Here is a 19,135-nt window from a genome sequence, read left to right as displayed (position 1 = left end):
CGCCGCACACTGCGGCGCCGGCGTCCGGCGGGGGTCAGCTGAAGAAGTAGAGCTGGCTCAGGGGCAGGTTCCGGGCCGGCGGCACCGTCGCGTGCACGCCGTCCATCTTCACGGCGAAGGTCTCCGGATCGACTTCGAGCTTGGGCAGCCGGTCGTTGCGGACCATGTCCCGCTTGGTGAGCCCCCGGGTCCGGTACACCGGCATGACCTGCCGTTGCAGGCCGAGCTCCTCGGCGATGCCGGCCTCGTGCGCGGCCCGCGACACGAAGGTCACGCAGGTCTTGCCGAGCTGACTGCCGTACGCGGCGAACGAGGGCCGGTAGTAGACAGGCTGCGGCGTCGGCAGCGAGGCGTTCGGGTCACCCATGATCGACCAGGCGATCATGCCGCCCTTGAGGACAAGCTTCGGCTTAGCACCGAAGAAGGCCGGCTCCCAGAGCACGAGGTCGGCCATCTTGCCGGGTGTGACCGAGCCCAGCACGTGCGAGATTCCCTGGGTGATCGCCGGGTTGATGGTCATCTTGGCCACGTACCGCAGCACCCGGAAGTTGTCGTTGGCGCTGGAGTCCTCGGCGAGCTTGCCGCGGGCGGTCTTCATCTGCCCGGCGAGCTGGATGGTCCGCAACCAGGTCTCGCCCACCCGGCCCATCGCCTGCGAGTCGCTCTGCATCATCGAGATGACGCCCTCGTCGAGCAGGACGTCCTCGGCCGCGATCGTCTCGGTCCGGATCCGGCTCTCCACGAAGGCCACGTCCGAGGGGACCTGCGGATTGAAGTTGTGGCAGACCATGATCATGTCGTACAGCTCGGACTGGCTGTTGATGCCGTAGGGCACCGTCGGCGTGGTCGAGCTCGGCAACACGTTCATCTGAGCGGCGACCTTGATGACGTCCGGCGCGTGCCCACCACCGGCGCCCTCGGTGTGGAAGGTGTGGATCGTCCGGCCCTCGAACGCGGCGATGCTGTCCTCGAGGTAGCCGCTCTCGTTGAGGGTGTCGGTGTGGATGCTGACCTGCACGTCGAATTCGTCGGCGACGTCCAGGCAGGCCCGGATCACCGCTGGCGGCGCGCCCCAGTCCTCATGGATCTTGAAGCTCGGCGCGCCGGCCATGATCTGTTCCACCAGGGGCGCGCGGCCGGTGCTGTTGCCCTTCGCCATCAGGCCGATGTTGATCGGGATGGACTCGAAGGCCCGCATCATCGCGTGGATGTTCCACGGACCGGGGGTGATGGTGACGCCGTTGGTGCTGTCGGTCGGGCCGGTGCCGCCGCCCCACAGGGTGGTCACCCCGTTGCTCAGGGCGGCGTACGCCTGAAGCGGCGTCACCAGGTGCACATGCGTGTCGATGCCCCCGGCGGTCAGGATGAGGTGCTCACCGGAGATCGCCTCGGTGCCCGGACCGGTGATCAGCTCGGGGGTGACCCCGTCCATGACGTTCGGGTTGCCCGCCTTGCCGATGCCGGCGATCTTGCCGTCCTTGACACCGACGTCCGCCTTGACCACGCCGAGGGTCGCGTCGAGGATGGTCACGTTCGTGATGACCAGGTCCAGGCCGCCCTGCGCGTTGGTGTACTGGTTGTTGACGCCCATGCCGTCGCGCAGCGTCTTGCCCCCGCCGTACATCACCTCGTCGCCGAGGACCCGGAGGTCCTTCTCGATCTCGATGTACAGGTCGGTGTCGCCGAGCCGGATCTGATCGCCCGTGGTGGGGCCGTACATGCCGGAATACTCTTGCCGGGAAATCTGGCTCATCGAATCTTCTCTCCTGCCCGAGGCGCGCAGCCCTGCGGGTTAGTCGATCTACTTCTTCTTGCCCTTGGGGTCGTCCTGCTGCTCCGCGCTGAACTTGAAGCCGCGGGTCTTGGCGTTGTGGATCGCCTCGGTGCGGTCGGGTCGATAGCTGGGGGTCGACTCGCTGCCGCTCCACCCCTGCACCAGACCGTTGAAGCCGTACACGCGCTGCTGCCCGCCGAAGGGGATGAGCTGCACCGTCTTCTTGTCACCCGGCTCGAAGCGGATGGACGTGGTCGCCGGAATGTTCAGCCGCCGCCCGAAGGCCGCCTCACGGTCGAAGGCGAGCATTCGGTTGGCCTCGAAGAAGTGGAAGTGCGAGCCGACCTGGATCGGACGGTCACCGGTGTTCTGGACGACGACCTCGGTGACCGGCCGGCCCGCGTTCAGCTCCAGGGGCTGATCGCTGAGTACGTAGCCGCCGATGGGTCGCACGTGCTTCGAGTTGGGGCCGGGATGTTGGTTGGCCATGTCCTGCTCCCTATCGGATGGGTGAGTGCACGGTGACCAGTCGCGAGCCGTCGGTGAAGACCGCCTCGACCTGGATCATGGGCAGCATGTCCGCCACGCCCGGCATCACGTCGTCGGCGCTCAGGGTGCTGCGGGCCTCGTTCATGACCTCTTCGACGGTCTTGCCGTCCCGGGCGCCCTCGAGGGCGGCGGCACAGATGACCGCGACGGCCTCGGGGTGATTGAGCTTGACCCCCCTGGCCTTGCGGGCATTGGCGACCATCGCCATCGAGAGGATCGTCAGCTTGTCGAATTCCCGTGGTGTCAGATGCACTGTCCTGGTCCTTCTGCGACGGTCGGTCGGGGGCCGCCATCCCGCCGAGCGGATTCCCACCGGGCGAGCACCGACGCTCATCCGGAATGAGCTGTTTGTCCAACAGATCCGTTTTTGGGCGGCTTCGGCTCGACCGTACGCCCTGCCCGCTGCGCCACGGGTCAGAAGCCGAGAATTAGCGGGACCCCGCGCCGGCACGGTGCGAGCGCCGAACACGGGCGTCGTTCTGCCACATCTGCTGGATCTCCTCGAGGGTCCTGCCCCTCGTCTCCGGCAGGTACCGCCAGATGAACAGGAAGCCGAGCACACAGGTGCCGGCGAAGAGCGCGAACACACCCGACCGGCCCAGGGCGTCGAGCATGCTCAGGAAGAACTGGGTGACGAGGTACTCGGTGCCCCAGTGGGTGGCGGACGCGACCGCCACGCATCGGCCCCGGATGCGGCCCGGGAAGATCTCATTGATGACCGTCCAGGCGGCGGGGCCGATCGACATCGCGTAGAACGCCACGAACATGACCACGCCGACCAGCAGGAAGATGCCGGCGTCGGTGGGGTGGTGCCCGGTCGCTCCGGCCGCCTGCGCCCCCGGATCCATCTTCGCGAAGCTGACGCTGACCACCACCAGCGACACCGCCATGCCCAGCAGGCCGACCAGCAGTAGTGGACGGCGGCCCAGCCGGTCCAGGAAGGCGACCGCGACCAGCGTGAAGAGCGAGTCGACAGCGCCGATCGCCCAGGTGGTGGCTGCCAGCTGCGCCTGAGGGGTGTGGAATCCGGCGGCGGAGAAGATCTCGTCGGCGTAGTAGATGATCCCGTTGATCCCGGTCAGCTGCTGGAACAGGGCCAGGCCCACACCCAGCACCAACGGCCGCCGCCACTCGTGCGAGAGCACCTCGCGCCAACCCGCCTTGCCGGCCGCGAGACTCTCCTGCACGGCGTGCAGCCGCTGGGGCACCTTCTCCGGCGGCACCGTCGCCCGCAGCGACGCCTCCGCCCGCCGCCGGTCGCCCCGCCCGACATACCAGACGGCCGAGTCGGGGATCACCGTGGTGACCAGGGCGAGGGCCACCCCCAGCAGCGCGGCGGCCCCGAGCAGGTAACGCCAGGAGCTGCCCGCCTCGAACAGTTCGTCGGCGAGGTAGCCGATGAAGATCGCGAACGTGGTGGAGAACTGGTAGAGCGCCAGGAGGCTGCCCCGGATGCGTTCCGGCGCCGCCTCCGCCGCGTACATCGGGCCGGCGACCGAGGCCACCCCGATGCCCAGCCCCAGGATCAGCCGGGCACCGAACATCACCCCGATCACCGGTGCGAACGCCTGGACGATGGTGCCCACCGCGAAAGCGGCGGCGGCGACCCACAGTGCTCCCCGGCGGCCGACCCGGTCCGCGAGGTGTCCACCGAGCAGCGCACCCACCAGCGCACCGGGGGTCACCCAACTCGCCGCCACCTCGACGGCGAAGGTGTCCGCGTCGAAGGTCTGGCGGATGTCGCGCAGCGCCCCGCTGATGACGCCCTGGTCGTAGCCGAAGAGCGCGCCGGAGAGCGCGACGATCGCGAGGACCGCTATGAGGTTGCGCCGTGGCGGCCCACCCCGCCCGCGCTTCGCGCCGCTGGCGGTCACGGTCGCCCCTCTCCCGCAAGTCTCGTCCCTGACATCAACCCGGACACAGAAAGACTAGGTGCGCTCTGAGGTGGTTCGACCGAAATAGGATGAAGTACGGCACCATCCGGTGGACACCGCAAACGGGCCGGCCTCCGATCCCCGGGCGGGGAACGGAGGCCGGCGGACGCGCGGGCGGATCAGGTGGCGTCGATAGCGCCGGTCAGCAACAGGGCCAGGACCAGGGTGCCCAGCGCCACCCGGTACAGCACGAAGACGTACAGGGTGTGGTGCGCCACGTAGCGCAACAACCAGGCGATGGCCGCGTAACCGATGCCGAAGGCGATGACGGTGGCAACGATCGTCTGGGCCACCGTGGGTACCGACGTGCCCGGGGCGGATGGTTCGAACACGTCCCCGAGGCTGAACACGCCGGACATCACCACCGCCGGGATGGCCAGCAGGAACGAGTACCGGGCCGCCGCCTCGCGGGTCAGGTTGAGCAGCAGGCCGGCGGTGAGGGTGCCGCCGGAACGGGACACCCCGGGCACCAGCGCCATGGCCTGGGCGAAACCCATCACGATGCCGTCCTTCATCCGGAAGTTCTCCAGGGTGCGGGTCTGCCGCCCCCAGTACTCGGCGAAGGCCAACACGAACGCGAACACGATGAGCGTGGTCGCCACCACCCACAGGTTGCGCCCGGCGGTCTTGATCTGGTCCTTGAACACGAAACCGAACAGCCCGATCGGGATCGAGCCGACGATCACGTACCAGCCCATCCGGTAGTCGAGGCTGGAGCGCACCGACTTGTCCCGGATGCCCACCAGCCACGTCCGGGTGATCCGCCAGATGTCCTTGGCGAAGTAGATCAGCACTGCCGCTTCGGTGCCGAGCTGGGTGACCGCTGTGAACGACGCGCCGGCGTCGCGGTCGAAGAAGATCGCCGAGGTGATCCGCAGATGCCCCGACGAGCTGACCGGAAGGAACTCGGTCAGTCCCTGGACGATGCCCAGAACGATTGCCTCGACCCAGGTCACTCGCCAACTCCCGAGAGGTCGAGAGCCTCGGCGACGGTACGCAGGGTCTGCACACCGCTGTCCCGGTCGGCCACGAAGAGGGTCACCGACAGCGTGGTGACGCCGGCCGCCGCGTACTCCCGCATCCGCTCGGCGATGCGTTCCTTCGGGCCGAGCAGCGAGGTGCGGTCGATGAACTCCATGGGTACGGCGGCGGCGGCGTCGCGCTGGCGCTTGGCCAGGTACAGGTCCTGCACCTCGCGGGCGGCGTCGCCGTAGCCCATCCGGGTGGCGAGCTGGTTGTAGAAGTTCTGCTGCCGGCTGCCCATCCCGCCCACGTAGAGCGCGGCGTACCAGCGGACGAGTTCGGCGCAGGAGGCCACGTCGTCACCGATCACCACGGGCACCGACGGCACCACGTCGAAACCGGCCAACTCCTTGCCGACCTTGGCCCGCCCGGCGCGCACCGAGGCGAGCTGCTCCTCGGCGAACTCCGGGGCGTAGAACACTGCCAGCCAGCCGTCGGCGATCTCGCCCGCCAGCTCCAGGTTCTTCGGGCCGACCGCGGCCAGGTAGATCGGTATGTGCTCGCGGGGTGGGTGGAAGCCCAGTCGCAGGGCCTTGCCCGGGCCGTCCGGCAGCGGAAGCGTGTAGTGCTCGCCGTCGTACGCCACCTCCTTGCGGGCGATGGCCAGCTTGACGATGTCGACGAACTCGCGGGTCCGGGCCAGCGGCTTGGCGAAACGCACGCCGTGCCATCCCTCGGAGACCTGCGGGCCGGAGACACCCAGGCCGAGCCGGAACCGGCCGCCGGAGAGCGCGTCGATGGTGGCGGCGGTCATGGCGGTGGCCGCCGGCGTACGGGCGGGGATCTGCATCACCGCGGCGCCGACGTCGATCCGTTCGGTCTGGCCGGCCATCCAGGCCAGCATGCTGGGCGAGTCGGAGCCGTAGGCCTCCGCCGCCCACACCACCGAATAGCCCAGCCGGTCCGCCTCCTGGGCCAGCGCCAGGTGGTCGGCCGGTGTGCTCCACGCCGTCTGGTATCCGAGACTGAGCCCGAGTCGCACTGGTCCTCCCCCATCCGTGGCACAGGTCGCCCCAGGTTACGCAATGCCGATAACGGACTCGATCACCGGCTCGACCCCTTTGATCCCCCCTCCATCGGGGCAGCCCGAGGCGGCGGAACCGGCAGAACCGGCAGAGATACGGGAGCGAGGATATCCGTGGCGGCAGGTTCGAAATAAGGTTCACCCATGCAACAGCGACCGCTCGGCCGAAGCGGGCTGGCGGTTTCCCGGCTCGCGCTCGGCACCATGACCTGGGGCCGGGACACCGACGCCGACGATGCGGCCGCTCAGCTGAAGAGTTACCTCGACGCGGGCGGCAACCTGATCGACACCGCTGACGTGTACGGCGACGGCGACGCCGAGTCGGTGATCGGCTCGCTGCTGGGCTCCCTCGTCCCCCGTGAGGAGCTGCTGATCGCCACGAAGGCCGGGTTACGCCCCGGCAGTGGCCGACGTCGGGACGGCTCTCGGGGGCACCTGCTGCGCACGCTGGACGCGTCGCTGCGCCGGCTCGGCACCGACCACGTCGACCTGTTCCAGGTGCACGGGTACGACCCGGACACCCCCCTCGAAGAGACCCTGGCCGCCCTGGACCACGCGGTGGCCAGCGGCAAGGTCCGCTACGTCGGGGTGTCGAACTTCTCCGGCTGGCAGACCGCGCGGGCCGCGGCCTGGCAGACCGCCTGGCCGGGGCGGGCGCCGGTGGTCGCGTCCCAGGTGGAGTATTCGCTGCTGGAGCGGGGCGTGGAGCGGGAGGTGCTGCCCGCGTGCGACGCGCTCGGCCTCGGCGTGCTGCCCTGGTCGCCGCTGGGGCGGGGCGTGCTCACCGGCAAGTACCGGCACGGCCGTCCGGCCGACTCCCGGGCCGCGTCGCCGCACTTCGAGCCGTTCGTCTCGACCTACCTGGAGCCGCGCTGCTCCAGCATCGTGGAGGCGGTGGCCACCGCGGCCGGTGGGCTGGGGGTGTCGCCGCTGGAGGTGGCCCTGGCCTGGATCCGGGACCGGCCCGGCGTGACAGCGCCGATCCTCGGCGCGCGCACTGTCGGGCAGCTCCTCGGCGCGCTCGCGGTGGAACGGATCACCCTGCCCGAGGAGATCACCACCGCGCTGGACGACGTCTCCGCGGTGCCGGTCGGCTACCCCGAACGCGACGGCTGACCCGCCGGCCGGGTCACGACGCCGGGCGGTTCCCGGCAAGCTCGCGGATAGCGGTCAGGAACCGGGACTGGTCGTCGCGGGTCGCCGGGTTGACGATCCGGATCCACGAGCCGTCGTCGAAGAAGATGGTGGACGGGAAACGCGTCAGACCGCCCACGCCCCCCTCCGAGTCGATCCGGGCCACCCGGCCGCGCTCGACGCTCCACAGCACCCGCGGTTGACGCCGGTCGGGCCGGTCGGCGTCCGGGCGGGGCCCCATCCGCAGCAGGTGAAGGTGGGTGTCGGTCACCGCCAGCGGTGTGCCCGTGTAACGCTCCAGGAAGAGCAGCAGGCTGCCGGCGAGGGTGGCGAGGTCACCGCTGAAGACGAACCGGCGACGGTAGGCGATCTCGGCGAGCTGGTCGGCCAGCGGGCGGTACAGGCTCAGCCGGAACAGGGCCCGGAACGCCTCCTGCTCCGGCGTGAGCGGGATCACCACCCGAGGCGCCCGCTGCTGTGGCGGGGCCGGCTCCGGTTCGGCCGCCTCCGGCACCCCCGCCGCGAGGGCGCCAGCGTTGCCCGGCAGCAGCAGCACGCCCGCGGCCATCCGGACCGGCGTCAGCACCGCGTCCACCCAGACCACCGGGTTGACGATGTTGAGTAGCCCGAACAGCACCTTCGGGTCGAGCGAGTCGACGAACTCGTCGGCCATCACATCGGCGAGCTGCCGACCGGCCTTGTGGGTCTGCGGGGCACGGACCGGGCCGAGCCCCACATAGCGCAGCTCCTGCCCGGGCAGCAGTGGCGCGACGAGAGCACGTTCGGGTTCGTCGCTGGTGCGAAACTCGTCGCGCAGCTCACGGGCCTTGTCCCGGGCGGCCCGCGCGCCGCCGAGCACGGCGTCGGTGAACCGACCGAGGCGGCCCCGCTCCCCTGACATCACGCGTTCCTCCCTAGCGGCCCGCCGGCTGACCCGCCGGCGGTTGCCCGAAGACATTCTGGTCGATCCAGTCCGCCCCGCCCTGCACCGCCTGGTCGATCTGATCGCCGACCTGTTCGCTGCCGGGTACGGAGAGCCCGCTGGTCAACGCGACGGTCCCCCAGGTGACGCCGTGCACGACCGAGTTCGGCACGTTCCACGGCAGATGGGTCGCCCAGTCCCGGGCGACCACCCGGGCACCGTCGGCGACCCCGTGCGCCCGCAGCGCGGCGGCCCGCTCAAGGGTGCCCATGTCGAACGGTGAACCCGACTTGCCCAGCTTGTAGGTGCCCTTCGTCGGGTCGAAGATCTTGTGGAACCACTTGTCGGCCTTGCCGGCGGCGTGCCGCTTGTCGGCGTACTTCCGGCCGGTGAGCAGCTTGTCCTGCATCTTGACCAGCTTGTCCAGGTGCGCCTGCAGCTTGCGCAGATACAGCATGACCCGCTGCAGCAGGCGGATGACCTTCTGAAGATGTGTCGCCAGTGGCCGCATGACCTTCAGAGCCCGGGAAAACACGATCAGGCCCCTGGTCACGGCCACGCCCACGCCGGCCGCCCAGGACGCGCCCATGGTCACCGGGGCCATCAGCAACGCCGTCACCAGCGTCACCAGGAGGAAGTTCACGAACTCCACGCAGAGGTCCACGAGCACGTCGTGCACGGTCTGCAGGCCGTCGGCGACACTGCGCAGGTACTCCGCGGTCGCGGCGAACTGCTCGGCGACGTCGAGGAGCTGCTGCTCCACCTCGGCCAACCGCTGGCCGTACGCCACACCGGACGGTGAGCGCCACCCGCCCTGCGCGGACTCCCGGGCCCCGCGGTGCCCCTGCGCCAGGTCGCGTACCTGCGCGGCCAGCGCGTCCCACTCGGCGGCCTTCGCGCGCAGCACGGCGGGCTCGCCGTCGACCAGCTCGACGAGCTGGATCAGCGGCCAGGCCAGGGTGCGGCAGACACTGTCGACGGCGTCCTGCACCCCGGAGAGCGCGCTGTCCAGGCCGTTCCACAGTTGGACGGCGCTGCCGGCCGGGCCGCTCATCCGGGCAGCCCCGACTGGATGGCCTTGAACCCGGCGTCGAGGTCCCGTTCGTTGTGCTCGTACGCCTCGACCGTGTCGCCCAGCGCCGTGGCGACCCGGCCGAACGCGGCGCTCGCGGCGGAGAACAACTCCTTGCCGCCGGTGACCTGCTCGGCGTACTTGTCGCGGAGCATGTCGCTGGCGAACGGCAGATGGCCGAAGGCGCCCGACGGCACGTCGCCGGCCGAGAGGATCTGCCCCTGCAGCGCGGCCAGCGAGCTGGCGACCTGCTTGGCGGCTGTCTCCAATCGACGGACCGCCTGCACGTCGACATCGATATCCGGTGGCATGCCGTTCCTCCCCCATGAGTCGAGCGCACCGACGATACGATCTCCCGGCCACCGGGCACCACCCGGTCGCACGATCCACGGGGAGGAATCTCATGACGGACCCGACGTCCGCGTTCGACGCGCTCGCCGGGCGGATCGCCGACATCGAACGCCGGTTCGCGGGCCTCCGCGACGACCTGGCCGAACTGTCCGGCACCGCTGTCGACGAGAGCGGCCTGGTCTCGGCGACCGTCGACGCCACCGGCGCGCTGACCGGCCTCACCCTCGCGCCCGCCGCCCTGCGCGCCGGCACGGAAGGGGTGGCCGAGTTGGTGCTCGACGCGTACCGGCGGGCTCGTGAGGTCGCCTCCGGGCACGTCGACGAGCACACCGAGGGGTTGGACGTCGCGCTCGGCGCGGGGCTCGGCGACCTGTTCGGCACGCCGGGAGACTTCTCGGCGCTGGGCCGGCTGGAGGAGACAGTGGCCCGGCTCGGGCGGCTGGACGACCGCCTGCCGGGCGCTCCGGCGTGACGTCGCCGTCGCCGACCTGGCCGGAGATCGCCGCTCGGCTGCGGGACACCGTCGCCCGTTGCGACCGGGACACCGACCTGGAGCTCTCCGCCGGTTCGCGCGGGATCCGGCTGCTGGTGCGCCGCCAGGTGGTGCGGGTGATCTGCCCCGGCCACGACGAGGCACGCCTGGCCGCGCTCGGCTGGCACCGCCCGACCGGCGAGCAGGGCTGGTGGTACGAGGCGGCGCGCACTCCGGAGCAGGTGGAGCGGCTCAGTGTGTTCGTGACCCGTACCGCCGCCGAGGTGTTGACCGACGAACCCGGCACGCTTTCCTGCCGGCCGGTGCCGCCGGACGCCGGCTCTGGCCCGACAGCGCCGCCAAACGCGCGTCGTGCCCCAGCCGAGCCGCCAACCGCCGGCCCTGGCTCAGGCCCAGCGCAGCCGCCAACCGCCGGCCGTGGCCCGGCAGCCCCGCCGGCCGCCCCTGGATCGCAAGCGTTGCCGGTTGCCCGGCCGGCAAGGGTCGAGGTGGCCCAGGTCGGGGCGGCTCCGGCCGGGGCGACACCCGCCGAGGCGGCGGAGCCGGCAGTGGTGGGGCGGCTCGCCGCCGCCGTCGACCGACGTGACCTGCCCGGCTACCTCGCAGCGCTGGCCGGTGCCACCGTGTGCGTCCCCCTCGCCGGGGAACCGACGCCGGACGCCGACTTCCCGTGGACGGTGGTCGGCGACGCGACCGGCGCGCCGCTGCTGCCGGTCTTCACCTCGCCGGGGGCGCTCGCCGCGTTCGCCGGGGACGGGGTGCCGTTCGTGGCGCTGCCCTGCGCCGAACTGTTCGAGGACTGGCCGGACCGGTCCTGGGGGCTGGCGGTCGACCCGGGCAGCCCTCGGGCGCTCGCCCTGGCCGCCCCGGCCCTCGCCGCCCTGCTGACGGCGAACGTCCCCACAGCCTGACGCCCCTGCCCAGCCGCGACGACGCCCCCTCTCCCGCGATGCCCCCTCTCCCGCGATCTTGCAGTTGCTGTCGCGACATAGGGAGCGTTCCACTCATCTCGGCCACAGGAACTGCAAGATCGGCGCGACGGGGACGCGGGGCGGCACGGAGGGGCGGGGCGGGACGAACCGCCCCTGGTGGCGTCGTTGGTCACTCCGGAGGGGGTGGCGAACGGCCGCTGGGCTGGGCAGCATGGAGGGCATGGACTACGAGTACGCGCCACTGCGGCTGCCGCCGAACGTCGACCGGTTGACCGCCGCGGCGCAGTTGGCGATCCAGGCGGAGTTCTCCGGATGGGAGTTGGCCCGGGTGCGGCTGTACCGGGACGGCACGCGGCAGGTGGTGCTGCGTCGTCGGCGGGTCAACCAGCCGCAGCCGGGTCTGTCGTACTGACGACCGGGCGGTGCCGCCCGAGGCCGGAGTCGGCCCCGGGCGGCACCCGGCCTAGTGCCGGTGCCCGGCCTAGTGCTGATGCCCGGCGTGGTCGTGGTCGTCGTCGAGCTCCAGGAACGGGTGCTCGTCGAGCCGACCGACCAGCCGGTCGTCGGCAGCCGGCTGGAACGGGCCGACCGCGTCGTCGTCGTCGAACGACTCCAGATCGACAGGAGTGCCCACCTCGCTGACCATGACCACCCCGTCGAGCGGCTCCAACTCGGGGACGTCCAACGCGCCGAGCGAGCCGTCACCACTCTGCAGCAGCTCCAGCACCGCCTCGCCGACGCCCTCCACCGGGGCCGGCTCGTCGTCCTCCGGGGTGCCCTCGCGGCGGGCCGCCTCGGCAACCCGCAGGAGCGCGGCGACGCTCGGCACCCGGTAGTCACGACGCTGACGCACCGAGATCACCCGGGGGTGCGGGTCGCTGGCCTCGGCACCCTCGCCTCCGCCGAAACGCTCGTCTGCCTCGTCCGGGTCGATCGAGTCGACATCCCACGGCGTCACCTCGCCGAAGGCGTCGAGCAGTCGCTCGTCGTACGCGAAGGAGGCGTTGTTCAACGCCACGTACGCCTGCCAGACGTCGTCGTCGTCGACGCGGCCCTGCGCGGCGCGTACGGCGGCCAGGTGGTGGCGGGCCGCTTCGATCACCCGCTCGAGAGCGGCGTCCAGCTCACCATGCTGGTCGGTCATGTGGGGCAGTCCCTTCACGATGGGGAGGTTGCGCGCCGACGGCCACCGCCGGACACGACTAGCAGGTGCGGAGGAACCGGTCGAGAACCCGCACGCCGAACTGTAGTCCGTCCACCGGAACGCGCTCGTCGATGCCGTGGAACAACGCCGAGAAGTTCAGGTCGGCGGGCAGCCGCAGCGGGGCGAACCCGAAGCAGCGGATGCCGAGCTGCGAGAACGCCTTGGCGTCGGTGCCCCCGGAGAGCATGTACGGAACGGGCCGCGCTCCCGGGTCCTCCGCGCGCAGGGCCGCCGACATGGCCTCGACCAGGTCACCGTCGAAGGTGGTCTCCAGTGCCGGTTGCCGCTGGACGTACTCGATCGCGATGTCCGGGCCGACCAGCTCGCGCAGCTGCCGCTCCAGCAGCTCGGACTGGCCGGGCAGGCTGCGGCAGTCGATGGTGGCGGTGGCCCGGCCGGGGATGACGTTGTCCTTGTAGCCGGCGCTCAACCGGGTCGGGTTGGCGGTGTTGCGGATGGTCGCGCCGATGATGTTGGCGATGGGGCCGAGCTTGGCGATGGCCGTCTCCGGGTCGTCCGGGTCCAACTCGATGCCGAGCAGGTCGGAGACCTCGGTCAGGAAGGCCCGCACGGTGTCGGTGACCACCACCGGGAAGCGGTGCCGGCCGATTCGGGCGACCGCCTCGGCGAGCGCGGTGACGGCGTTGTCGTCGTGCATCATCGAGCCGTGCCCGGGGCGGCCCTTGGCGTGCAGCCGCAGCCAGTCGATGCCCTTCTCGGCGGTCTCGATGAGGTAGAGCCGCTGACTGTCGTTGACCGAGTAGGAGAAGCCGCCGACCTCACCGATCGCCTCGGTGCAGCCGTCGAAGAGGCCCCGGTGGTTGTCCACCAGGAACCGCGCGCCGTAGTCGCTGCCCGCCTCCTCGTCGGCGGTGTACGCGAGCACGATGTCGCGTGGGGGCCGTACGCCGGTGCGCTGCCAGTGCCGCACGACGGCGAGCACCATCGCGTCGAAGTCCTTCATGTCGATGGCGCCCCGGCCCCAGAGGTAGCCGTCGCGCAGCTCGCCGGAGAACGGGCCGACCGACCACTCGTCGGCGTCGGCGGGCACCACGTCCAGGTGGCCGTGCACCAGCAGCGCGCCCCGGCTCGGGTCGGTGCCCGGGATGCGGGCCACCACGTTCGCCCGGCCCGGCGCGGACTCGTGCAGGACGGACTCCAGGCCCACCTCGGCGAGCTTCTCCGCCACGTACTCGGCCGCGCGGCGCTCGCCGACGCTGGTGTCGTTGTCACCCGTGTTGGTGGTGTCGATGCGCAGCAGGTCGCGGCAGAGGTCCACGACCTCTGCGGTGGGGTCGGGCAGGGCGGAGGCGGCATCGCTCGTCATCGCCTCTTCATACCAGCCCGGGCCGCTCGACAGGCCGGCGCGGGTGGACGCATCGACGGGTCGGTTTCGCGTTGGCCGCGTTCGGGTACCGCCGCCCACGACCGAACGTCCCTGCCGGAGCTTCCGCCCGCCAGTCGAGGAGGGCACCATGTCCGCTGTTCCCCTGCCGCCGCTGCCGCCCGCGCCCGCACCCGAGGAGGGCTACCGACCCGCCGGTCGCAGCATCGCCGACATCGTCGACCGGGAGCACCGGCAACTGCTGGCGCTGCTGGACCAGCTCTCCGGCCCGGACACCACGCCGCAGGAGGGGTTGGCGGTGCTCACCGCCGTGCTGTCGCGGCACCTGTCCGCCGAGGAGCAGTACCTGCTGCCGGCGGTCCGCGCGGCGCTGCCGACGGCCGCCGAGCGGGTGGACGCGGAGATCAACGCCGACGCGGGCCTGCTGAGCGCCCTGAAAGGGCTGACGGACGAGGCGCTGACCGAGGTCGCCGAGCGGGTCCGCCGGCATGTCGACGGGGTCGGCGCGCTGGTCACCGAGCTGCGCGCTGTCGCGACCGAGGAGGAGCTGATCCGGCTCGGCAACCGGTTGGAGATCGCCGAGGAGGCCGCGCCGACCCGACCGCACCCGGGCACGCCAGCCACCCCTCCGTGGAACCGGATCGTGGAGCCGGCGGTCGGGGTGGTGGACAAGGTCCTCGACGCGGTGACCCGGCGGCCGACGTACCTGGCGGACCTGCCGGAGCCACCGCGCGACCGGTGACCGGCGACCGCCGGCAATGCATTCATTATCACCGATCCGCTCGGGCTATTCCGCCAGCAGACACGTGGTCCTACCGTCACCCTATGAACCTGGAGCTGCGTCACCTGCGGGTGGTCTGCGCGATCGCGGAGACGGGAAGTGTGACGAAGGCGGCCTCGGCGCTCGGCCTGGCCCAGCCGGCGCTCACCGCCCAGCTCCAACGCATCGAACGGACGCTGGGCGGCCCGCTGTTCGACAGGGACCGGCGCGGGGCTCGACCCACCGCGCTCGGTGAGCTGGTGCTGGCCCGCGCCCGGGTGCTGCTGCCGGCGATGAAGGGGTTGCAGGACGAGGCCGCCCGGCTGGCCGGGGCCGGCGACACCCCGCCGTGCTACCGGTTCGGCGGGGTGAACAGCCCGATCCTGGGTCGGTTGGTGCACCGGTTGGCGGCCGAGCAGCCGCCCGCCCAGATCACCACGTACGCGTCCTGGTCGGTGGACGAGTTGGCGCAGTTGGTGGCCGGCGGCCGGCTGGACTTCGCGCTGGCCGGTGTGTGCGGTGACGCCAGCCCGTCGGCCGGGTTCGGGTTGAGCTGGCAGGAGGTGGCCGTCGACCCGGTGCTGGTGCTGCTGCCGGAGACCCATCCCCTCGCGGCGCAGGACGAGGTCCGCCTGGCCGACCTGCGCCACGAGCAGTGGGTCGCGGCGCCGGGGGACGGCTGCTTCGCCGACTGCTTCGCCGCCGCCTGCGCCCGCGCCGGCTTCACCCCCCGCAAGGTGTACGAGACCGACATCCGCGGCTGCGTCGACCTGGTGGAAGCCGGCGTGGCGGTGGCCCTGTGCCAGGCGACGTTCCGCCCGGTGAGTGGTCTGGTCACCCGTCAACTCGCCGGGACGCCGTTGCGCTGGCGGCTGCTGCTCGGCTGGCATCCGGACTCCCCCGCCGCCCAGGGCTCGGAACTGGTGCTGGCAACGGCCAAGGCGGCGTACGTCGACTCGTTGGCGCCGCACCCGGCGTACCTGGCCTGGCTGCCCCACAACCCGGGGTTCGGCGTCCGGCACCCCAGCGGGGTACGACCGGGCTGATCTGCCGGTATTCCCGGCCGCTGGCGGTGCGAACCGCCGTGGGCCGGGTATCTGGCGGACATGACCGACCTCTACCCGCCCGCCGACGACCGCGAACTGCTACGCCAGGCGGCTGCCGCACACACCGCCGCCACCCGCGAGGTGGAGGCGTTCCTGCGCCGCCTGCCGACGGTGCCCGACCCGGCCGACGTGACCGAGTACGCGAACCTGCTCACCCGGGAGGACCAGACCCGCGGCGACCGGGACGCCGCCGCCGACGCGGCGGGTCTGACCATCGGCAGCCTGGAGCCCGACCAGGGCCAGTAGCGCGCCGCGACGGTGCCGTCCCGGGTTCGGGACGGCACCGTCGCGGGTGAACCTCGCTCAGAGTTCGACGAGCGGGTCGTGACCCAGGTCCAGCAAAGAGTGCCGCCAACTGTCGTCGGCGTTGCCGCGCGACGGCTTGGCGTCCATCAACTCGCGGATCCGCTCGACCGCCTCCCGCATCACCTCGATGTCCTCCGGGGTGAGGTCCACCTTGCGCTTGTTGAGCACCTTGAGGATCTCCCGGCCGGGCTGGGGCAGGTCGAGGTTCGGGTTCGGGCTGAACGACTCCTCCCCCGAACCCCGGGTCAGCAGCCAGGTCCGCAGCTGCTCCGACGGGACGTTGACCTCGGCGTGGAAGTCCTCCCAGAGCACTTCCACCTCGGGGTCGAGCCGCGCTTCGCGTACCATCAGGTCTCCTCTCCGGGCGGCGGCCCGGACGTCTCCGGGTCGTCCTGGTCGGTCTTCGGATGCAGTCCCTCCGCGGGCACCCGCGTGCGGCGGGGGTTCGCGGTGGGCGGCGCCAGGATCGGGTCGGGATGGTCGTCCTCGTCCCGGGGTGTCGCGGACTCCGCAGGCTGGTGCGGGTCCTCGTGTTCGTCCCTTCGCGCCGGCCCGCTCATCGCGGGTGTGTGGTCGTGGCGGCGGTGTACCCCCGCTCGCCCGCTGTCACGTCGAAGCTGAGCGCGCCGTCGCGGACGTCCACAGTGACCTTCTGCCCCGGTGAGATCGCCGACTCCAGCAGCATCCGGGACAGGTGGTTGTCCACCTCCCGCTGGATCACCCGGCGCAGCGGGCGGGCACCGAACTCCGGCTGGTAGCCGTGTTCGGCGAGCCAGTCGATGCCGGCGGTGGTGAACTCCACCTGCAGGTCCTGGGCGTGCATCCGGCGGCGGGTCTCCTCCAGCAGCAGCGCGGTGATGTCGCGCAGCTGCTCGGCTTCCAGCCGGCGGAAGATGATGACCTCGTCGATGCGGTTGAGGAACTCCGGGCGGAAGTTCTCCTGCAGGCGGCGCATGAGCCGCTCCCGCAGCTCGTTGCTCTCCTGCTCGCTGCCCACGTCCCCGCTGCCGAAGCCGACCGAGCGCTGGGCGCCGGTGATCAGCTCGGAACCGAGGTTGCTCGTCATGATCAGGACCGTGTTCTTGAAGTTCACAGTGCGACCCTGGCTGTCGGTGAGCCGCCCGTCGTCGAGCACCTGGAGCAGGATGTTGAACACGTCCGGGTGGGCCTTCTCGATCTCGTCGAGCAGCACCACCGCGTACGGGCGGCGACGCACCGCCTCGGTGAGCTGACCGGCCTCCTCGTACCCGACGTATCCGGGCGGCGCGCCGACCAGCCGACTGACTGTGTGCCGCTCCTGGAACTCGCTCATGTCCACCCGGACCATCCGGTCCGCCTCGCCGAACAACGCCTCGGCCAGGGCCCGCGCCAACTCGGTCTTGCCGACACCGGTCGGGCCGAGGAACAGGAAGCTGCCCATCGGCCGCTCCGGGTCGGCCAGCCCGGCCCGGGAACGGCGCACCGCCTCGGCGACGGCGGTGACCGCGTCGTCCTGACCGACCACCTTCTGGTGCAGGTGACCCTCCAGGCGCAGCAGCCGGTCGCGTTCCTCCTCGGTGAGCTGGCTGACCGGGATGCCGGTGGCCCGGGAGACCACCTCGGCGATCTCCTTGGGGCCCACCTCGGGCACCTGGGAGTTGGACGAGCCGTCCTCGCCGTTCGCGCGACGGATGTTCTCCTCCAACTCGGCGATCCGGTCACGCAGCGCGGAGGCCCGCTCGTACTGCTCGTCGGTGACGGCCTGTTCCTTGTCCCGGCGTACCTCGTCGAGTTCCTGCTCCAGCTCGCGCACGTCGGACGCGGGGGTGCGGGTGCGCAACCGCACCCGGGCGCCGGCCTGGTCGATGAGGTCGATGGCCTTGTCCGGCAGGAACCGGTCGGTGACGTACCGGTCGGACAGCTCGGCGGCCGAGACCAGCGCCTCGTCGGTGAAGCGCACCTGGTGGTGGGCCTCGTACCGGTCGCGCAGCCCGCGCAGGATGGCGATGGTGTCGTCGACACTCGGCTCGGGCACCAGCACCGGCTGGAAGCGCCGGGCCAGGGCGGCGTCCTTCTCGATGCTCTTGCGGTACTCGTCCAGCGTCGTCGCGCCGATCACCCGCAGCTCACCGCGAGCGAGGGCGGGTTTGAGCATGTTGGACGCGTCCATCCCGCCCTCGCTGCCGGCGCCACCGGCCCCGACCAGGGTGTGGATCTCGTCCATGAAGATGATCAGCTCGTCCCGGTGCGCCCGGATCTCGTCGATCACCTTCTTCAGCCGTTCCTCGAAATCGCCGCGGTAGCGGGTGCCGGCGACCAGGCCGGCCAGGTCGAGCTGGACGACCCGCTTGCCGAGCAGGGTCTGCGGTACGTCGCCGTCGCAGATCCGTTCGGCCAGCCCCTCGACGATGGCGGTCTTGCCGACGCCGGCCTCGCCGATCAGCACCGGGTTGTTCTTGGTCCGCCGGGACAGGATCTCCACTGCCTGCTCGATCTCGTCGGCCCGCCCGATCACCGGGTCGATCTGGTCGTTGCGGGCCAGGTCGGTGAGGTCCTGCCCGTACTGGTCCAGGGTGGGGGTGCCGCGGTCCGGCTTCGGCCCGGTCATCGGCCCGCGCTCGGCGTTGGCGGCCTGCAACGACTCGGGTTGGATCCGGCCGGCGGCCAGCATCCGCCCGGCCGGCGACTCCGGGTTGAGCGGCAGCGCCATCAGGATGTGCTCGGGACCGATGTAGTTGGCGCCCATCGCCCGGGACAGCTGATGGGCGTCGAGCAGCGCCCGCTTGGCGGCGGGGGTCAACGACAGGTTGGGCGGCACCTCCCCGCGCGGCGCGCCATCGCCCTTTCCGCCGAGGGCGTTGAGCAGGGTGTCCGGGTCAGCCCCGGCCCGGCGTACCAGGTCACGCAGCGGCTCGCGTTGCAGCGCCGCCCAGAGCAGGTGGTCGGTGTCCAGGTCGCTGCTCTGCCGTTGCGCGGCCCGGCGGGCCGCGTCGGCGAGCATCTCCCGGGCGTCGGCCGTCATCAGTCGGGTGATGTCGACCCGGTGCGGCGGTCGGCGCCCTCCCTCGCCCCGGCCGAAGTACCTGGCCAGGAATTCGTCCCACGGGTCGGAGCCGATGTCACCGGGTCCCATCATGTCTGTCCTCCGCAGTAGGGCTCGGCACGGTCGGCAGGGGCTACCCGGCGCGCGCCCCGACAAACGCCGCAGGTGGCGGAGGACCGGCATT

Annotated in this window: 21 protein-coding genes; 7 read left to right on the top strand and 14 right to left on the bottom strand. The window is 71.4% G+C overall.

Translation table 11 applies throughout. The features are described 5' to 3' along the window. Positions 1-34 precede the first annotated feature (34 nt). From MED01_RS31950 to MED01_RS31925, 6 genes are all read right to left on the bottom strand, one after another. Positions 35-1,753: an urease subunit alpha gene (locus MED01_RS31950; RefSeq protein ID WP_238672174.1), complete on the bottom strand. Its 1,719-nt coding sequence runs from the start codon at positions 1,751-1,753 to the stop codon at positions 35-37. A gap of 48 nt (positions 1,754-1,801) precedes the next feature. Continuing rightward, positions 1,802-2,263: an urease subunit beta gene (locus tag MED01_RS31945; protein WP_238672173.1), complete on the bottom strand. Its 462-nt coding sequence runs from the start codon at positions 2,261-2,263 to the stop codon at positions 1,802-1,804. 10 nt (positions 2,264-2,273) lie between these two features. Beyond that, entirely contained in the window at positions 2,274-2,576 is a 303-nt protein-coding gene (locus tag MED01_RS31940; protein ID WP_238672172.1) for an urease subunit gamma, read from the bottom strand. Positions 2,577-2,751: 175 nt separating this feature from the next. Next, complete coding sequence (locus MED01_RS31935) at positions 2,752-4,197, bottom strand: sugar porter family MFS transporter (protein WP_238672171.1); 1,446 nt, start codon at positions 4,195-4,197, stop codon at positions 2,752-2,754. Positions 4,198-4,376: 179 nt separating this feature from the next. After that, complete coding sequence (locus tag MED01_RS31930) at positions 4,377-5,213, bottom strand: undecaprenyl-diphosphate phosphatase (protein ID WP_238672170.1); 837 nt, start codon at positions 5,211-5,213, stop codon at positions 4,377-4,379. Beyond that, positions 5,210-6,262 carry an LLM class F420-dependent oxidoreductase gene (locus tag MED01_RS31925; RefSeq protein WP_030332780.1) on the bottom strand — a complete coding sequence of 351 codons (1,053 nt, stop codon included), beginning with the start codon at positions 6,260-6,262 and terminating at the stop codon, positions 5,210-5,212. The genes MED01_RS31930 and MED01_RS31925 overlap by 4 nt, the downstream gene beginning before the upstream one ends. A 186-nt stretch (positions 6,263-6,448) precedes the next feature. Here MED01_RS31925 and MED01_RS31920 point away from each other — a divergent pair, with 186 nt between their 5' ends. After that, positions 6,449-7,420: an aldo/keto reductase gene (locus MED01_RS31920; protein WP_238672169.1), complete on the top strand. Its 972-nt coding sequence runs from the start codon at positions 6,449-6,451 to the stop codon at positions 7,418-7,420. Positions 7,421-7,433: 13 nt separating this feature from the next. On the opposite strand, the gene MED01_RS31915 is transcribed toward MED01_RS31920, so the two are convergent. From MED01_RS31915 to MED01_RS31905, 3 genes are read right to left on the bottom strand one after another with little or no spacing between them, the layout of a single operon-like run. Continuing rightward, a complete protein-coding gene (locus MED01_RS31915; protein ID WP_238672168.1) occupies positions 7,434-8,339 on the bottom strand; it encodes a hypothetical protein in 906 nt (301 codons plus the stop codon). A gap of 13 nt (positions 8,340-8,352) precedes the next feature. After that, entirely contained in the window at positions 8,353-9,414 is a 1,062-nt protein-coding gene (locus MED01_RS31910; protein ID WP_238672167.1) for a WXG100 family type VII secretion target, read from the bottom strand. Beyond that, positions 9,411-9,743, bottom strand: a complete 333-nt coding sequence (locus MED01_RS31905; RefSeq protein WP_238672166.1) for a hypothetical protein — start codon at positions 9,741-9,743, stop codon at positions 9,411-9,413. Before MED01_RS31905 ends, MED01_RS31910 begins: the two co-directional genes overlap by 4 nt. 92 nt (positions 9,744-9,835) lie before the next feature. On the opposite strand from MED01_RS31905, the gene MED01_RS31900 reads away from it, so the two are divergent. From MED01_RS31900 to MED01_RS31890, 3 genes are all read left to right on the top strand, one after another. After that, complete coding sequence (locus MED01_RS31900) at positions 9,836-10,255, top strand: YbaB/EbfC family nucleoid-associated protein (RefSeq protein WP_158629563.1); 420 nt, start codon at positions 9,836-9,838, stop codon at positions 10,253-10,255. Next, positions 10,252-11,187: an SseB family protein gene (locus MED01_RS36235; RefSeq protein WP_238672165.1), complete on the top strand. Its 936-nt coding sequence runs from the start codon at positions 10,252-10,254 to the stop codon at positions 11,185-11,187. The genes MED01_RS31900 and MED01_RS36235 overlap by 4 nt, the downstream gene beginning before the upstream one ends. Positions 11,188-11,428: 241 nt before the next feature. Beyond that, positions 11,429-11,620, top strand: a complete 192-nt coding sequence (locus MED01_RS31890) for a DUF5703 family protein (protein WP_013734349.1) — start codon at positions 11,429-11,431, stop codon at positions 11,618-11,620. Positions 11,621-11,689: 69 nt separating this feature from the next. Here the strand turns inward: MED01_RS31890 and MED01_RS31885 are convergent, their stop codons facing one another. Both MED01_RS31885 and MED01_RS31880 read right to left on the bottom strand, forming a co-directional pair. Then, positions 11,690-12,352: a hypothetical protein gene (locus tag MED01_RS31885; protein ID WP_091408864.1), complete on the bottom strand. Its 663-nt coding sequence runs from the start codon at positions 12,350-12,352 to the stop codon at positions 11,690-11,692. A 58-nt stretch (positions 12,353-12,410) separates the two neighbouring features. Beyond that, positions 12,411-13,739: a M20/M25/M40 family metallo-hydrolase gene (locus MED01_RS31880; RefSeq protein WP_238672164.1), complete on the bottom strand. Its 1,329-nt coding sequence runs from the start codon at positions 13,737-13,739 to the stop codon at positions 12,411-12,413. 148 nt (positions 13,740-13,887) lie between these two features. Here MED01_RS31880 and MED01_RS31875 point away from each other — a divergent pair, with 148 nt between their 5' ends. The 3 genes from MED01_RS31875 (at position 13,888) to MED01_RS31865 (ending at position 15,869) form a co-directional block, all read left to right on the top strand. Beyond that, positions 13,888-14,499: a hemerythrin domain-containing protein gene (locus MED01_RS31875; RefSeq protein ID WP_238672163.1), complete on the top strand. Its 612-nt coding sequence runs from the start codon at positions 13,888-13,890 to the stop codon at positions 14,497-14,499. Positions 14,500-14,582: 83 nt separating this feature from the next. Beyond that, entirely contained in the window at positions 14,583-15,563 is a 981-nt protein-coding gene (locus MED01_RS31870; protein ID WP_238672162.1) for a LysR family transcriptional regulator, read from the top strand. Between the two features lie 60 nt (positions 15,564-15,623). Continuing rightward, positions 15,624-15,869, top strand: coding sequence for a hypothetical protein (locus MED01_RS31865; protein ID WP_238672161.1), 246 nt, complete (start codon positions 15,624-15,626; stop codon positions 15,867-15,869). A 57-nt stretch (positions 15,870-15,926) separates the two neighbouring features. Here MED01_RS31865 and MED01_RS31860 read toward each other — a convergent pair whose 3' ends face one another. Genes MED01_RS31860 through MED01_RS31850 form a run of 3 tightly spaced genes read right to left on the bottom strand, consistent with a single transcriptional unit; the run spans position 15,927 to position 19,044 of the window. Beyond that, positions 15,927-16,277: a DUF3140 domain-containing protein gene (locus MED01_RS31860; RefSeq protein ID WP_238672160.1), complete on the bottom strand. Its 351-nt coding sequence runs from the start codon at positions 16,275-16,277 to the stop codon at positions 15,927-15,929. Further along, positions 16,277-16,489 carry a hypothetical protein gene (locus MED01_RS31855; RefSeq protein WP_238672159.1) on the bottom strand — a complete coding sequence of 71 codons (213 nt, stop codon included), beginning with the start codon at positions 16,487-16,489 and terminating at the stop codon, positions 16,277-16,279. The genes MED01_RS31860 and MED01_RS31855 overlap by 1 nt, the downstream gene beginning before the upstream one ends. Beyond that, entirely contained in the window at positions 16,486-19,044 is a 2,559-nt protein-coding gene (locus MED01_RS31850; protein ID WP_238672158.1) for an ATP-dependent Clp protease ATP-binding subunit, read from the bottom strand. Before MED01_RS31850 ends, MED01_RS31855 begins: the two co-directional genes overlap by 4 nt. Positions 19,045-19,135: the final 91 nt, after the last annotated feature.

It is taken from the genome of Micromonospora alfalfae (assembly GCF_022230925.1).
Classification (GTDB): domain Bacteria; phylum Actinomycetota; class Actinomycetes; order Mycobacteriales; family Micromonosporaceae; genus Micromonospora; species Micromonospora alfalfae.
The sequence above is the reverse complement of the archived record's forward strand: the minus strand, read 5'-3'. Positions and strand labels throughout refer to the sequence as shown.

Bases quoted from the DNA above. Each gene is read 5' to 3' on its own strand.
- MED01_RS31875 (WP_238672163.1), top strand. From the start codon at position 13,888: ATGTCCGCTGTTCCCCTGCCGCCGCTGCCGCCCGCGCCCGCACCCGAG.
- MED01_RS31855 (WP_238672159.1), bottom strand. From the start codon at position 16,489: ATGAGCGGGCCGGCGCGAAGGGACGAACACGAGGACCCGCACCAGCCT.
- MED01_RS31910 (WP_238672167.1), bottom strand. From the start codon at position 9,414: ATGAGCGGCCCGGCCGGCAGCGCCGTCCAACTGTGGAACGGCCTGGAC.
- MED01_RS31945 (WP_238672173.1), bottom strand. From the start codon at position 2,263: ATGGCCAACCAACATCCCGGCCCCAACTCGAAGCACGTGCGACCCATC.
- MED01_RS31880 (WP_238672164.1), bottom strand. From the start codon at position 13,739: ATGACGAGCGATGCCGCCTCCGCCCTGCCCGACCCCACCGCAGAGGTC.
- MED01_RS31870 (WP_238672162.1), top strand. From the start codon at position 14,583: ATGAACCTGGAGCTGCGTCACCTGCGGGTGGTCTGCGCGATCGCGGAG.
- MED01_RS31890 (WP_013734349.1), top strand. From the start codon at position 11,429: ATGGACTACGAGTACGCGCCACTGCGGCTGCCGCCGAACGTCGACCGG.
- MED01_RS31905 (WP_238672166.1), bottom strand. From the start codon at position 9,743: ATGCCACCGGATATCGATGTCGACGTGCAGGCGGTCCGTCGATTGGAG.
- MED01_RS31850 (WP_238672158.1), bottom strand. From the start codon at position 19,044: ATGATGGGACCCGGTGACATCGGCTCCGACCCGTGGGACGAATTCCTG.
- MED01_RS31860 (WP_238672160.1), bottom strand. From the start codon at position 16,277: ATGGTACGCGAAGCGCGGCTCGACCCCGAGGTGGAAGTGCTCTGGGAG.
- MED01_RS31900 (WP_158629563.1), top strand. From the start codon at position 9,836: ATGACGGACCCGACGTCCGCGTTCGACGCGCTCGCCGGGCGGATCGCC.
- MED01_RS31885 (WP_091408864.1), bottom strand. From the start codon at position 12,352: ATGACCGACCAGCATGGTGAGCTGGACGCCGCTCTCGAGCGGGTGATC.
- MED01_RS31950 (WP_238672174.1), bottom strand. From the start codon at position 1,753: ATGAGCCAGATTTCCCGGCAAGAGTATTCCGGCATGTACGGCCCCACC.
- MED01_RS31915 (WP_238672168.1), bottom strand. From the start codon at position 8,339: ATGTCAGGGGAGCGGGGCCGCCTCGGTCGGTTCACCGACGCCGTGCTC.
- MED01_RS31865 (WP_238672161.1), top strand. From the start codon at position 15,624: ATGACCGACCTCTACCCGCCCGCCGACGACCGCGAACTGCTACGCCAG.
- MED01_RS31920 (WP_238672169.1), top strand. From the start codon at position 6,449: ATGCAACAGCGACCGCTCGGCCGAAGCGGGCTGGCGGTTTCCCGGCTC.